Below are 14,482 nucleotides of genomic sequence, written 5' to 3'. Positions count from 1 at the left end.
CGAAGGGGATGCCCGTTGATAGCGGTAAATAAATTCTTTCTTCCTTTGTTGTTCGTAGGAGCGATTGCTAGTGCTGCACCTATACATAAAACGGTAGGAGTAAAAACAGTGATAATTGGTAATCATGATAGCGATGCCCTTAAGATTATTGCGGATAAGTATGTTTTTGCGGCTGTATATCAAGATGAAAAAGGCACTTTTGGTGATGTGAATATTCCATTCTCTCTGGCTAGCCCCAAAGAAGCTATAGCAGAAGAGTACGCTATAACGTTATCAGAATCTAAGCATCAGTGTAATCCTATCGCGGTTAGTCATGATGCCTCTAGATATGTTGAAAATGTAGAACCGTTGTTTGTGGATTTTTTCTTGGATGGTGAACTTATGCAGAAAGGGGATGAAGGGGAGAATACACCTTTTCAAACTGTCGATGATGATGGGACGCGTTGGTCCAGACATTTAATCAGATTGAGTTATCCTGCAATTAGCCAAAAGTCTTATAAGCAGGATTGTTCTGGAATAGTGGCCATTGAAGTTAGTTTGGTTATATGAATTTTCGAATCGTTTCTCTGGTGTTTTTGCATATGTTAAGTGTTCGAGTATATGGGAATGAAGGATACCCTGAGGGCTTTGAGGCGCTTTTTTCTATACATCCCAAAGAAGTTAAAATTTCTATTGCGGGTGTTAATGATTACGTGAAGATTGGGACATTATCTAATGTTGATGTCATGCGAGTTGTGCCTGATACGAGTGATTACCAACTTGTTGTTGACTATCTTGAAGCTAATAACATATCAGTATCAGGTCAAGAACTTATTTTGGGTAATCTAGTAGCTGGTGTTTCAACTGATAGAGAATGTAAAGTTAACCTATCGAGTTGTGTGCTGTCTGCAAATGACGATACGGCAAAATACATTTTTGATTATGATAATCAATCTTTAAAAATAGTCCCTGCTGTGTCATTTATTGAAACACCTAATTATGAACAAGAGCATTATGAAGCTTATGCGTCAGGCTATGCCATTATTAACTGGGCAAACTTATATGGGTACTCAAATTTCGATAACGTTAGCACCGGAACATTATCTAACTTGACGACTGTTGGTTTACCTTTAGGGCATTTTTTGTTCGATACGGAAGTGGGAGGAAGCTCTTCTTCTTTTGAAACTTACACTGCTATATATGACGCTGATTTCGATGGTTACCGTATACAAGGCGGAGTAAATAAGTATGATTTTTCTTTTAACTCCACCGACTTATTTAATTCTGGTGGTAACTTTAACTTTGATGGTGTTTTTGTCGGTTCAAGTCGAAATTTAATTAAAGGTGGAGAGAAAAGTCAGCAGCGTATTTATTTTTACTCGCCTCAACTTGGGCAGCTGGAGGTTTATCGGGATGATCGTTTGATCTTGTCCAAAATTGTAAGTGAGGGACAACAATTCATTAGTTACGAGGACCTACCTAGGGGCACATACGATATTACTTTATTGGTTAAAGTCGCGGAACAAATTGTAGTGAGTGACAGCAGACAAGTGGCAAATAATAGCTCTTTTAGCTTGCCTAGTGGCAGTTTTGATTATGTGGTCGGTGCTGGCCGGCTCGAGGGTATATCCGACTTTAGTGATCGATATGATAAAGAATCAGTCTATGCCGCGCGCGGTGCTTTTGCTTATCGGTTAATGGATTCTTTATTGCTGGGAGGTGCATCAGTGTTAAGTAATCAACAGCAACTGTACCAAGTGGGCGGAAATTATGTGAAAGGCAGCCGGTTCGGTATTGATTTTGTGCATAGTCACTTTTCAAATGGTGATTATCATCACCAGGTTAACTTACGCTACGCTCCTTTTTTTGTGGATGCTAGATACTACTCTTCTCGACGGGACCAGAGTTCATACAATTTATCTGAGCACCTTTATGGGGAAGCGAACTATACGGATATCGGGATTGGTGTTTCTGGTCAGTTATATGGAAGTAGTACTTTTGTACGTGCTAATTACTATGATTATCAATACCCCGATTCTGAGCAGGATTATAGTTACGAAGATTCTACTTGGTCAATTTCTGCAGGTATAAGCAAAATTATGCCTTACGGAACGTTAGGTGTTAACGCAGATTACTCGATATCAAAGCTAATTAGAAATGATTACCGACTAGCGTTAACTTGGAGTATGCCTTTAGGGGGGGGAGGAATATCTACCCGTTTTGGTATTTACCATACTGAAGACGGATTCGACCGCGCAAGTAATTATGTTAAAGGTGACAACCAGTTTGGACGGTGGTATGGCAGTGTAGAAGCCGGAGGGCATATCTATGGCGATCGCTCGGTTATGGCAGATGTTAGCGCGACGTTGTCTGGTAACACTGATCATTTAAATGGTAATGCTTATGTTTATACGGACGATACCGGCGAAAGGAATATATCTGGCACTGTGTCTAGTGGTCAAATCATTTCAAGAAATGGTATTTCATTTTCAAACGTTCAATCTCAAAGTTATGCATTAGTTCAAGCTGAATCTAATTTCGAGGCAAAGGCCGAAAGTAAAACCTTAAGTGTTTCGATGACAGAGAGTGGTCGCTATAAACAAAATGCTGATGTGGAAACAGATAAGTTAAAAGTCGTACCCTTAACTTCATACAAAGAATTCGGTTTCTCTTTTGATGCTAGTGGTAATAACGTTGAAGTGTTGTCAGAAACAAAACAGCACTTCTCGCATCCGGGCTCATTGGTTTATGTGAATGCGTCGATTAGTACACTTGATAGCCAGATGCTTATTCTAGACGATTTGTTTGGAAACCCAATTCAGTATGCGGAATGTGTGGGTCCTGATTGTGTATCTGTTGAACGCTTATCTCAGGATGGAGTTTATAGGATCAATTATCGACCAGGCAAAAATTACGAGGTTATTTCTACCCAAGGGTTGTGCTTATGGGAGGAAAGTGGATTGAGCGATGTTCATAGAGGTTACTGCCTGCCAGGTATTGACGAGTCGGATGTAAATAAACTGAGCTTAGCGATAGATAGCGGCAGTATTAAAGATAAACGTGACATGTTTGGAGCTATTCTATATTTGGGAAGACATGTTCAGGGGCCTGAGTATCTAGAAATGGAACGGGTTTATCAAAACTATGGTTTTGACGTCAAATCAATACAATTAGGTGATTATGTATATAGTTTTATTTTGAACGCTAATCTTACGACAGAGCAATTTGAAGCCCTAATAGGTATGGACGTATATATAGTTATGACGGGCACTGAAGATGATTTTTTAGCCACAGTAATAGAGGGTCTCGATGAAGTTTATGAACCTTAAAATTAGCTTGATAATGTTTTTTTTCTTGTTTGCTATGAATGCCACTGCCATCGAAATTAGCAGCATGCTTAATGTTGCTAACTCTAATGGCGAAGGGGTTTTTACAATTAAAAACACTACAGATGAGAGAATATTTTTAAACGTTGGAATGCATGAGCTTCATATAGACGATGAAGGTGAAATTCACAAAAATGCTTATACGCGAAACAATGTGGAAGAGTGGAAAATAGAGGTTCGGCCTGCTCGGACTGTTATTGCCCCAGGATTTGAAAAAGATATTAAGGTTTCACTCTCTTGTCTACCTGATTGTGACTTGTCGAAGGATCACGTGTTTCAGTTGGCTTTTGTTCCTACTCCGTATGTTGAATCGCCGACAGATGAAAGCAAAACCGTTCAAATGGCAGTCGGTTTTGCACCGTTATTTATTGTGCCAACTGAGAATGCAAGGATCGATTATGAAGCTAGTTATAAAGATGACACTCTTTATCTTCATAATAAGGCAGACTCATACCTAACCCTAAAAATCGATGGTTGTGGTAGCAATGGCCCTAGTTCGTCGTGTATTCAAAATGCAACTCTACTTGGGGGGCGCTCGCTCAAGTTGAAACTGCGGGAGGAGGTTCAAAAGGAGAAACTGGAAGTGTCAGCTAAATTACATGGACGTCCTATTTCGCATACCCAAATAATAGAGCGTGAGTAACTCGATGAAAAAATGTGTTGGTTCTATTTTGTGGTTGTTTAGTCCCTTTGTATTTGCATTTTCACTGGAGGCAGACATCTATGGAGGTAATTTGCAATGGAGAACGGCATTAGAGTCTGGAAATGGCTTGGTGCCTTCTTTTTGGCAGCCTACTAGCAACTTGGCTCCAACGACAAGTTGGACCCCCGGTGCTTTTGTAGGCGCATTACCAAGTTATGTGACCGTCTCTAGCGGTTCAAGTTCGGTTGATGTGCCTGTTGATTTTGTGGGAGTTGAGTACCATGTAGGAGGGGCTGGCAGTATTGCAGCGCCTTCTCCGGGGGGGGCGTGTGAAGGCAATTATTCTAGCCCAGTGGCAATAGCTAAAGGCAGGGCGTGCTTTACTAGCTATCAGTTAAATACAGAGCGTTCAGTAACGCCATTCGCATTTTTTAGACCTATCATTGATGTGGCTAATAGCAATGTACTAAAGGCTTTTGACGGAAAACCTGAAGGTGTTTACCGTGGAACTGCAAGCTTTACCTTTTCATATCTTTTTGATGTTGGTGGTGTTACTTCAAAACGAGACTTAACAAGTTCGGTATCATTTGTATTTAATTATGTTCCATCTTTCATTTCTAGTGTTTCCATCGATGGGCTCGGAATTATCGAAGCCAATTATGACTTTCATGCAGATAGAGTATGGGGGGCAACGGAGTACGATGTCAAAGCTAAGGGCTGGTTTACAGAGGGGGTGAGAGTTTCTTTGAATCATGCAAGAGATAGAAATTATGAACTACTTGGGCCCAGTCGCGTGCCTCTGCCTTATAGTATTTATTGTGTGGGTTGCGTTGATAATGAGCTGGTAAAGGATGGGAGGGTTTCCAAGTATTCAACCGTTGTTCGCGGCTCAGATACGGATTTAGTTTCCTTTAAAGTTCACGCTTCTTATGATACCACCCATTCTGAATTGGAGATAGGTGAATATAGCGATTACTTTGTATTGATATTTGAACCTGAGCTATGACCATGAAGAAAATTTTAGTTTTATTCTTTATCTTGAGCAGCAATTGTTTTGGGGAGGTATCTAATGACTCTTGGTATGTTCGAGGATCAGTAGGTGGATATATAGGGAAAACAGACCGAGAATTTGGGGCTAACGGAGCGGGAGCAGCTATGTTGTCTTTGGATGATAGCTTATATTTAGGCTTTGGCGTCAGTGGTTTAGCCTTAAATCGAGATATTAATATTTCACCTGAACTGTATATTCGACCGAGACTTTTTTTAGATGATAACTATTATTTATATAGTGATGTAGGGTATCGTCATGCTGGTGAACGACTTTTTGCTGGTTTGGGAGCGTTATATCAGTTGTCTGATAATTGGTCTTTTGATTTTGGATATAGGTGGTATAAAAAACCTATTAGTGGTCAACAGGGGGATCTATATGGTTTTAATTTGGGGCTACAATATAGGTTAAGTGGTGGTCCTGAAGTATACAGTTCGAACTCAATACCGGTCAATAGTGATGCAGGAGGGGGGATTGATGATGATTATTTGGATCCTGAAGAAAGTGCTCAATCGAAAATAGCAGTTCAAGACACAGAGCAATGCAGCAATACAACTCCTGCAACGCAAGCTATGCTGCAGGCCCCTCGAAGGCTCACTAATATTATTTCTGGCCGTTGCTTCGATGATTATTCTCATTGTTCTAATATTCGAACAGAAGGGCTTGACGAGCTGGAAACCCAAGCATTTTTCGTTAACAAGGGGGCTACATTATCCCATATTGCTCGAGAATACTGTCTAAGTCTGGATGCAATTATCCATTTTAACCCAATGTTGGTTGAAGGCTCACGAGATCTTAATTTGATTTATGCTGATGAAGTATTGATTCTTCCTATCATCAACTAACTTTATACTTTTGGTTGCATTAGAATGTAAAATTTGCCGTTAGGGCCTGCTATACCTTTTAATTGTAGTCCGCTTTTTTCCTCGAACGAGGCTTTACCACTCAATAATTTAGTATTTGCATCTTTGAGCTTTAAGTAGGTTAGCTGTGTAGTGCTTATTGGTATTTTTCCTTTCCATTTGAATGTGCTTGTGGCTGGTTTACCATGTGCAGCTGATTGGAACACTAAAAATATTAATGGTAGTAGCGTTATTATCTTGTTCTGTACAGTCATATTTCACCTGTGATACGTCCTTGTTACTATTTAGCGTTGCCTACGACTGTTGTTTTTGCAAGTTTTTGTTTAAGTCTTTTTGTTGAAATTTGATAGTTTGCCGATAGTTGATTCGGTTCTGTTTTTTTAGGGGGGGCTCAGCTGTCTTGCCCTCTTATATTAGCTTAGGGCAGGGTAAGTCAAGGTGGGAAGTGCGCTATCGGGAAGGAAAATACTTTGCTCGAATTTTATTGTGTTCCTGTTGATTTACTGCTCGTATTCCCCGGAAGTTTACAGAAGTAAATATCAAGTATGTAATCAATTTCTTCGCGAGTTAGTGGGCAACTATCTTCCCTAACGGTTTTTTCCTCTAAATTTTTTTCATTAGCTGTCATCGGTAAAAATCCTTTGATTTATATAAGAAGATAATATACCTTCAAGCTCAGAAAAAATGCATCCTTAAGGTATCATTCAGTTAGAAAAGTAACCCATAGGTGTGTTTGATTACTAACTTTTTCCTGAGTGGCTCTTTATAACTAAGTACAATTTGTTTTAGAAGTACTTATGGCAACATAAATAATCATTATTTAGTTTTTTCGCTGTCTATTCATATGAAACGGTTTAACTAGATTACAAACGGACACTCCAGGGCTCGCTCGCTAGTTCCAAAGTTTTATCCTAAATGGAATTAAGCGATGACTGAGCTAGTCACTCAAAGTGATCGCAGAACTCTCTGTTCATCAAATTCCTTCATATATATACAAAGATGTATCTAATCTTGACTTTTTCGACGGGATCTAGTTAACAACGGTTGGTTTATTTGTATCAGGCTTTCTTGCAACGAGTTTTCCTTATCTCTAGGCTATGTTCCGGAAATAAGGGCTATTTGACAGTTAAAAGAGGTGATGCATTCTAGGGGGCAGCAATGCACTATTGTGTTATTAAAAAGCGATGAGTGGCGTGCTTTAGCGCTGTCATTCCCCTAAGTTACCTTCGGAACCAAATTCACATTGAACTTCAGATTTTAGAAAGAGGGGGGCAGGTGAGCTTCTGTAATTACTTTTCAAATTAGTTTCAAGTGTTAAGTTATTTGGACTCTCTGGCGCATATTGCGGAGTCTATAAGTCCTTGTACAATTGATAGTTGGGATTCCACAAGTGAGACCGAGTGAGGAGTTAAGGGTAGTCGGAGTAGTTTTAATTCACTCTCGATGGCTCCAAGGTGTTGGCCAGCAGTCACAAATCCCATCAGTTTAATACTACCCGCTAACTTATGTAGTGAGTCGGCCTGTGCTTCATAAAGTTTGTCACTTGCGATGTTTTCCTCTAGCGACTTTAAGTCAGCCAATTGTTTTTTTGCATTAGTACTATAGGCTTGCCTGATTTCTATAGCGAAATCATAGTCGCACTCGCAAAGTTCCACCCAAAAACTTTGTTGCTCATCAATAAGTCTATGCATTATTTAACCTGCTAGGAGTTTTTCTTATAACTAAAGCCTCTTTATATACGATGTTACTTTAAATGAAAATGGATGTATTTTGAACATTTTTTATTAAAAAATAGAACTTTGACGCAGTCATCTTCCCGGTAAAAGTTGTACTTGGATTTTAATTTCGTAAACTTTATCACTTATCACTTATCACTTATCACTTATCACTTATCACTTATCACTTATCACTTATCACCTCATATTAATCCTAATATTTTTGCGTTCCTTAAAGTTGTGCTTCTTGAAGGATAAGTGTGTTTTTTAGTTGCGAGTAACTAAATATTTAACCATTCCTTGAGATACGCCTTGGATACACTTGGGGGGGGGGGTTGGGGGATGATGTAATTATCAAGATTAAATAAAAAGGGAGTTTTAGACATTATGGCTGGCGTGTTTCTTGCTATTTTTTTGTTATCTTTATCTTTATCTGATTTTGATAGCATTCTCTTTAAAAGTGAGAATGTAAATTACAATGGTGTTGGTGAAAGTTGCCAAGAGTTTGAAGTTAACAATCTAATAATAGATTTTGAGCCGATTGCGGTCGTCGTCGGAAGCGTCGTTCGTATTGGAAACTCTCCTTTAGAATATGTTATCAGCGAATTTCATTACGCAAACGAAACTTCAATATTTACTATCACGTATCCACGGAGTTCTGAAGGGGTAGGTAAATATGACCTCCCTTCTATGACTGGGACCAAATCCGTTCCCCCCTGTGAAGAGTTGTTTATAAATGATACTGCTGTGGTTGGTATTAGCGTTACCAATATAAAGTATGACGAAAGGCACTGGGGTAAAATTATTAGGGTATCCATTGACCTTGACGGGCGTTTGTTAACTATTCCGTTTGCCTATCATGACCGTGAACGATTTTTAGATACACCCAGTGCTTACTTTACAAGGCAAGAAACGATTAAAGCAATAAATGACATACTTTCATATTTAAATGTGGATAAGGAGGATAGGCTCTAATTTAACTGTTAATCTCAGTGTTTGTAACTTTAATTAATGTTCTATGATTAAGTGTGTAATGACAGTAATATTTACTATAACAAAAAGGAAAACTGAAAAATGTTAATTCGTTTTGATAACATTGGAACGCCTCAATTATTTATGATTGCTAGTGCTTTTTTTATTTCAACTGGAGTTCATTCTATGCCTGCTACTGGGCTTTCTAACGTTAAGGTTGATCACGCTAAAACAAAACTTTACTCCAATGCATATAAACCTAACAATGAGTTGCCCGGAGTTACAGGGTACTTATCAAACTGGACTCATTATCAACAAGGCTATGTCCCCGATTTAGACGAGCTATCAAAATATGACACTGTTATTTTGTCTTTTTTCGGCTTGTGCGGTACTGAAATTGGTGATCCTTCGGTTATTGGTGGTGTCCAGGGACTTATCAATAGCTGTGCTCAATTCGGTCTTGAAAAATTTGAACTCAGCACTACTGACACATATGCGGATATAGAAAAGCAATTCCCAAACATGGACATGTCATGGCAACCTGACTTAACTTGGAAATCTCCAAACCCGAACGGTTTACTAGGTGTAATGAAGAAGCTGCATGAAGATAAAGGTACTCGTATTGGTATCAGTATCTTTGGTTGGTCTTTATCAAACATAGCATCAGACGCTGTTAAGCCAGAAAACCGAACTATATTTCTAAATAGCTTGGTTGATTTCGTTCGAGCTTATCCTTTTATAGGTCAATTAGATATCGACTGGGAATACCCTGGTATCCAAGGTGCTCCTGAGAACGTGTTCGATCCTGTTAACGATGCTAGTAATTATCGAGACTTCATCTCGGAGCTTCGTGCCGAACTAGACAAGATTGGACGTGAAGATGTTGCTATTGCTATCGCTTCCGGAGCCCCACACGATAAGATAGATGCTGCCAAACTAAAAGATTTAGTTGATGCGGGTGTTGACAATATCCACTTGATGACCTACGACTTTTTTGGGCAATGGGATACCACTTTAAACCATCACACAAATCTATATTCGTCTGATGATTCTAAGTGGTCTGCTGATAAAGCTATCCAGTACATGATCAATGACCTTGGCGTTCCTTCTAAAAATATTCAACTTGGTTACGCGAACTATTCTCGTAATGCCATTGTAGAAGGTAGCGTGCAAGCTAGTCCACTGCAGGGTGATTTTCGCTCAGTCTCTGATACAGCTGGTACTTTTGAGGCTGCGGTTACTACTGTAAACGATTTTTTTGAAAACTTTGTAACAATTGGTTCATCTGAAAAGATGAAAGGCAAAAATGGCTTCGATCTTTATACCGATGCTGTTTCTAATGCTGACTTTGTATACAACGAAACTAATCAGTTATTTGTATCAATTGATACACCTCGCTCTGTATTTGCGAAAGCTCAGTATGTTAATAAGCACAATTTAGGTGGTATTTTCAATTGGATGGTTGACCATGATGAAGGTCTAATGCTTAACGCTGCTCGTGAAGGTTTAGGTTATGAGGTTAAAGAACAAGTATTTGAAATGGAAAACTTGATCTATAGCTGTGGAGTTAATATTACTTCTGACGCGGAGTGTAAAGAGTTAACTAACCTATTTGATGGCACGAATGTCCCATCAGTTTCTGTAAGCGACACAGAAGCTAAGTATGCTGAAGGTGGCATCTACGAATTATCAGCGGAGCTCAACGGTTCAGAGGACGTTGTTGTTAAAAGTGTAATTTGGACATTAGAGGAATCGAGTATCGGCAATAGCATTGTTATCACAGATAAGGGACTAAGTTCATTTTTTGCTGTAGATCACGAAGCTGTAGTTGACCATGTTGTTGCGATCTTTAAAGTTGAAGTTACATTTGCGGATAATAGCTCGTCATCAGACACAATGGAGTACATATTAAAAGTGAACGAAACTATTCCCGAAATAGTTGATGTTGTTCACAGAGATACTTACAAGATAGGTTCTGGTGAAGAGTTTGCGTTCACTGTTCACGCGTCTGACGAGCTCGATAATAATCTATCTTACTCTTGGACCATTTTTCCTAGCGATTTAGATTTAGCTTCTGGCACAGACCGAGCTACGGTTATCGTTGATGCAAATGCACTTCCAAATAGGCCTGAGTACGATGTTTTGGCTGACATTGAGGTTACAAATCAATTTGGTAATAGTGATGCAATGTCTGCAACAAGTAAAGTTATCGGTAACGCTGATATGAATAAAGCCCCTGATGCTAAGTTCAATGTTCAGTCTTCTGGTGAAATCGTATCTGGTGATATTGTTGAATTGATGTCTATATCAACAGACGAACTCCCAGATGAACTAAGTTTGAACTGGCAGGTAACCGTTAATGGAGAAAATGTTGCAGTTGATGATGTTCGCGGCCACGAAGCATCATTTCGTGCTGATTCCGCTGGCTTTTATACTGTAACATTGACAGCTACTGATGTGTTTGGTGTTAGTTCTACAGACACTAAAATAGTTGAAGTTGCTGAGCGCTTAATCCCAGAAGAGTGTGAAGATAGGGATGACAACGCCGATAAGCATCCACTGTGGGATGCAGCCGCTATCTATACAGCAGGAGAAACTGTGAGCTACAACGGTTTAGTTTACACGGCTAATTGGTGGACTCAAAACGACGAGCCTACTCCAACTGCTGAAATGTGGAAACTTGAATCTAACATTGAGTTGCCGTGGGCCGCAGCTGCAATTTATAACGGTGGAGATGAAGTGGACCACAACGGTAAACGCTGGGAAGCGAAATGGTGGACTCAAGGCGCTGAGCCAAGTGAATCATCAGATGTTTGGGTTTTAGTTGGTGAAGCAATTTGTAATTGATTACTAATGGTCTTAATAAAGCGCGCTTGTTTGAGCGTGCTTTTTCTTTTGCATTTGTGATGTAATACTCAATGATTTAGATTGTTTTTATCAATTCATCTTCAATTATCGGTACTCCTGGTTATCCCTTTGACTTAATCTGGATAATGGACTTTAGCCTGAGTGATTGGTAGGAAAACTAAATGGCCTGCTTGATTTCGTGTGTCATTCTTATGCCCTTGTTGTATTGCCTGGACTAAACCCATTCAGGCTAGCGCTCAAATCTAGATTCCAACTTTGAGTTTGTTCGTATATATTGACGCCACACTCCAAGTTTAGTCAATTAAAGAGATGTTTTAGGTTGTTATTAGATAAATAGACTACTCAATTTATACTAATAGTCGTAGTAATTCTGATGGTTTAATTGGTTTAATTAACACCTTGTCCATTCCAGCATCTAGAGCCTTGTTGATGTCATCGTTCGTCGCATTACCAGTCAAAGCATAGATAGGAACTTTTTCGTATCCGTCTAAGCTTCTAATTATTTTTGTGGCCTCAAGTCCGTTTAGGTGCGGCATGTTAACATCCATTAAAATGCAGTCAAAATACGTATTTTTAGCTAATTCTATTGCCTCTATCCCATCACAAGCAAAGGTCACATGTAAAGCAGATTGCTTAAACCCTCTTTCTAGTAAGCGTCTATTTAAGTCAATATCTTCAGCAATTAGTATTTTTCTTTTCGCTTTAGAGCTCAAGGTAGGTTGAGGTTCTGTCTTTCTTTTGCTTATTAAGGTGGGGCGAGGTTGAACTAGCGTTCGCAAAAATACGATAGGGTTCATAGGCCAGACAGCTTTTTCTTCACCACTATTGTTTGGTGACACTAACATTAGTGTTCGATACTCTTGCCCAGCAAATTGCCCCGGATATACTTTTAAAACAAGGCCACAACTTTCTTCTTGAATATTTAACGATGGGTGAAATAAGCGCTGACTATTTATCAACTGCTCTTTTACCTCACTATAAATATCTCTATTCTCACAAATTATTCGAATTGTTTCCGTCAAGGTGAACGAGTATTTTTGAGGTTCTTGGTTAATAAACCTCAACCTGACCACTGTTCCACGGCCTAAGCTGCTTTTTATTTTTACTGTACCCTTTAACGACCTCACCAGTTCGACTACGATAGCCATACCAAGTCCGGAACCAATTTTAGAATCCATTTGTACTACTTGCTCATACGGCTGAAAAACCGTATGGATTGACTCATTGCTCATTCCTCGGCCGGTATCTGCAATAGTCCATTGAATATACGCACCTGCAGTTTTCACCCGAACCTTTACGAACCCATTAACTGTAAACTTGAATGAGTTGGAAACAACGTTGTTTATAATCTGTAACAAACGATATTTATCAGTGTATAAACTAGTTGGAACACTGCCTTTTATTAAAAATAAATACCTCACGTTCTCACTGCTTCCCATGTATCCTTTGCTTTTATTGATTAACGCTTCACAAAGGTCCGCCATGTCAACCCGATTAAAGACTACAGCTAATTTCCGCTCTGATATTTTTGAGTAATCTAAAACATCGTTAACTATCGACATCATCATGTTGCTAGCTAAGTTAAGGTCATTTATTAAATCTTGGTCACACTTACTACCCAGCAAGGGGATGGTTCCGCTTACAACGTTTAGGCAGTTTCTTAGTTCATGGCAAACTATTGCAATAAAAAAACCTTTGGCTTTGTTTGCATTAGCTGCTTTATCCGTTAATTTTTCTGCCTCTTCAGCGCGCGCAATTAACTCGAGCTCAAGTTTTTTATTGTTCTCCAATAATGAGTTGTAGGTGTTTTTAAGTACAGCGATTTCGGCGATCAAAGGGTGGGTTTTGTCTGTATGTTTTAATCCCTTCATGCAAGAAACAATATATGTTAACGGGACGCTAATACTTTTAATGAAAAAGAAGAATGCTATTATGAAAAGGGCCATGACCATAATGCTAAGAAATGCAACGAATTGAAATAAAGAGTCATACCTTTTGGATAAAGCCTTAGTTGTATTTTGATTAGCGAGCCCGATTGATATTTTGATATTAACACTTACTTCAAAAAACTGTTGCGCTTTGTCTCTAATGTAGTCTTGAGTTTGCTTGCTTAAGGGGGAATTCAAACCATCGTTAGTTATGTGTTGAGCAATATTCCTTTGCAGCTCCAACAACAACTGCGCGTTTGAGCCTTCCTCGAGTCCAAGCTGGCCAAGTTTTTGACTATCTGTGAATTCTTTAATTAATTTGTCGATTAAAACACCGTGTAGATTATAAGCTGCAATATCAATGTTGCTATGGTCAGCAATGTGATTTAAAACTATTTTGTTTTGCTCTAACCTTCTCCTCATTATTTCATCTAGTTTTCTATCTAAAGCGCTGTAAGCGATTTTTGCAGAATCTTCTTCCTTTTTAGCGTTACTTAGCAAAGTGTACGAGTAGGCCACAGCCAATAAAAAAAGAACACAAACAGCCATGCAACAAACCAAAAAACTGTAAATGGGTACTTTTTTCATTTATAAACCTCACACCAAAACCTTGAGTCTAAGGGGTATCGTAAACTAAACCGTCGATAATTAAAATTTTATTGGCAAGCTTAAAGCGTACGAATTCTCGTTAACCCAGGTATCTAGGATTTACGGAAACAGGAATAATCTTCTTAATGTCTTGCAAGCATTATGTAATTAGAATTATATATTTTTTGTGTAGATGAAGAACTATTTTTGATTGGTGAGCTAAGAATTAGAGCTATTTGACTAACTGACTTTGAGATGTCAATGTTGTGACCCTGTTAGGTTAGAGATTAAGTGTATTGACTAGCGGAGTTGCTCAAGGGGAATGCTTTGAATCGCAGTTCTTGGTTGTGCTGTTTTGTTGTGCCTTTCTTGATCTTTGTCATGGAAATTGGCGGTGTGGCGTGGTAAACCAATTAGGTCTATTGGTGTTAGAGTAAGCGATGGTTATGACACGAAAACAGAGAGCTCAAATGGCAATGAAGCTGACAATAC

At 39.0% G+C, this 14,482-nt stretch carries 11 protein-coding genes; 7 read left to right on the top strand and 4 right to left on the bottom strand.

All coding sequences use genetic code 11. The features are described from left to right. The first annotated feature begins 15 nt into the window (after window positions 1–15). The 5 genes from LQZ07_RS14385 to LQZ07_RS14365 are packed head-to-tail and all read left to right on the top strand — an operon-like array spanning window position 16 to window position 5,901. Entirely contained in the window at window positions 16–549 is a 534-nt protein-coding gene (locus tag LQZ07_RS14385; protein ID WP_152784581.1) for a hypothetical protein, read from the top strand. After that, window positions 546–3,308 carry a TcfC E-set like domain-containing protein gene (locus tag LQZ07_RS14380; protein WP_152784583.1) on the top strand — a complete coding sequence of 921 codons (2,763 nt, stop codon included), beginning with the start codon at window positions 546–548 and terminating at the stop codon, window positions 3,306–3,308. The genes LQZ07_RS14385 and LQZ07_RS14380 overlap by 4 nt, the downstream gene beginning before the upstream one ends. Beyond that, window positions 3,289–4,008 (top strand): hypothetical protein, encoded by a 720-nt coding sequence (locus LQZ07_RS14375; protein WP_152784585.1) that lies wholly within the window; start codon window positions 3,289–3,291, stop codon window positions 4,006–4,008. The genes LQZ07_RS14380 and LQZ07_RS14375 overlap by 20 nt, the downstream gene beginning before the upstream one ends. Before the next feature lie 4 nt (window positions 4,009–4,012). After that, complete coding sequence (locus LQZ07_RS14370) at window positions 4,013–5,014, top strand: hypothetical protein (RefSeq protein ID WP_152784587.1); 1,002 nt, start codon at window positions 4,013–4,015, stop codon at window positions 5,012–5,014. Window positions 5,015–5,016: 2 nt separating this feature from the next. Then, window positions 5,017–5,901 carry a hypothetical protein gene (locus LQZ07_RS14365; RefSeq protein ID WP_152784589.1) on the top strand — a complete coding sequence of 295 codons (885 nt, stop codon included), beginning with the start codon at window positions 5,017–5,019 and terminating at the stop codon, window positions 5,899–5,901. Window positions 5,902–5,903: 2 nt separating this feature from the next. Here LQZ07_RS14365 and LQZ07_RS14360 read toward each other — a convergent pair whose 3' ends face one another. The 3 genes from LQZ07_RS14360 to LQZ07_RS14350 all read right to left on the bottom strand — a co-directional run bounded on the left by LQZ07_RS14360 (window position 5,904) and on the right by LQZ07_RS14350 (window position 7,610). Next, window positions 5,904–6,173 (bottom strand): hypothetical protein, encoded by a 270-nt coding sequence (locus LQZ07_RS14360; protein WP_152784590.1) that lies wholly within the window; start codon window positions 6,171–6,173, stop codon window positions 5,904–5,906. 227 nt (window positions 6,174–6,400) lie between these two features. Next, window positions 6,401–6,547: a hypothetical protein gene (locus tag LQZ07_RS14355; RefSeq protein ID WP_194164188.1), complete on the bottom strand. Its 147-nt coding sequence runs from the start codon at window positions 6,545–6,547 to the stop codon at window positions 6,401–6,403. 691 nt (window positions 6,548–7,238) lie between these two features. Next, entirely contained in the window at window positions 7,239–7,610 is a 372-nt protein-coding gene (locus tag LQZ07_RS14350; protein ID WP_152784592.1) for an Hpt domain-containing protein, read from the bottom strand. A gap of 411 nt (window positions 7,611–8,021) precedes the next feature. On the opposite strand from LQZ07_RS14350, the gene LQZ07_RS14345 reads away from it, so the two are divergent. Further along, complete coding sequence (locus LQZ07_RS14345) at window positions 8,022–8,609, top strand: hypothetical protein (RefSeq protein WP_152784594.1); 588 nt, start codon at window positions 8,022–8,024, stop codon at window positions 8,607–8,609. Window positions 8,610–8,708: 99 nt separating this feature from the next. Continuing rightward, the gene (locus LQZ07_RS14340) at window positions 8,709–11,453 is read left to right on the top strand and encodes a glycosyl hydrolase family 18 protein (RefSeq protein WP_227981560.1); all 2,745 of its coding nucleotides are present in this window, start codon (window positions 8,709–8,711) and stop codon (window positions 11,451–11,453) included. Window positions 11,454–11,821: 368 nt separating this feature from the next. Here LQZ07_RS14340 and LQZ07_RS14335 read toward each other — a convergent pair whose 3' ends face one another. Beyond that, a complete protein-coding gene (locus LQZ07_RS14335) occupies window positions 11,822–13,990 on the bottom strand; it encodes a response regulator (RefSeq protein WP_152784596.1) in 2,169 nt (722 codons plus the stop codon). Between the last annotated feature and the right edge of the window lie 492 nt (window positions 13,991–14,482).

The organism is Agarivorans sp. B2Z047 (assembly GCF_023373605.1).
Taxonomy (GTDB): Bacteria; Pseudomonadota; Gammaproteobacteria; order Enterobacterales; family Celerinatantimonadaceae; genus Agarivorans; species Agarivorans albus.
Note: the sequence above shows the minus strand (reverse complement) of the source record. Positions and strands in the feature narration are given on the sequence as shown.

What these genes read in the sequence shown, in the direction of transcription:
- LQZ07_RS14375 (WP_152784585.1), top strand. Translation starts at nt 3,289, where the DNA reads ATGAAGTTTATGAACCTTAAAATTAGCTTGATAATGTTTTTTTTCTTG.
- LQZ07_RS14355 (WP_194164188.1), bottom strand. Translation starts at nt 6,547, where the DNA reads ATGACAGCTAATGAAAAAAATTTAGAGGAAAAAACCGTTAGGGAAGAT.
- LQZ07_RS14380 (WP_152784583.1), top strand. Translation starts at nt 546, where the DNA reads ATGAATTTTCGAATCGTTTCTCTGGTGTTTTTGCATATGTTAAGTGTT.
- LQZ07_RS14365 (WP_152784589.1), top strand. Translation starts at nt 5,017, where the DNA reads ATGAAGAAAATTTTAGTTTTATTCTTTATCTTGAGCAGCAATTGTTTT.
- LQZ07_RS14350 (WP_152784592.1), bottom strand. Translation starts at nt 7,610, where the DNA reads ATGCATAGACTTATTGATGAGCAACAAAGTTTTTGGGTGGAACTTTGC.
- LQZ07_RS14340 (WP_227981560.1), top strand. Translation starts at nt 8,709, where the DNA reads ATGTTAATTCGTTTTGATAACATTGGAACGCCTCAATTATTTATGATT.
- LQZ07_RS14335 (WP_152784596.1), bottom strand. Translation starts at nt 13,990, where the DNA reads ATGAAAAAAGTACCCATTTACAGTTTTTTGGTTTGTTGCATGGCTGTT.
- LQZ07_RS14360 (WP_152784590.1), bottom strand. Translation starts at nt 6,173, where the DNA reads ATGACTGTACAGAACAAGATAATAACGCTACTACCATTAATATTTTTA.
- LQZ07_RS14370 (WP_152784587.1), top strand. Translation starts at nt 4,013, where the DNA reads ATGAAAAAATGTGTTGGTTCTATTTTGTGGTTGTTTAGTCCCTTTGTA.
- LQZ07_RS14345 (WP_152784594.1), top strand. Translation starts at nt 8,022, where the DNA reads ATGGCTGGCGTGTTTCTTGCTATTTTTTTGTTATCTTTATCTTTATCT.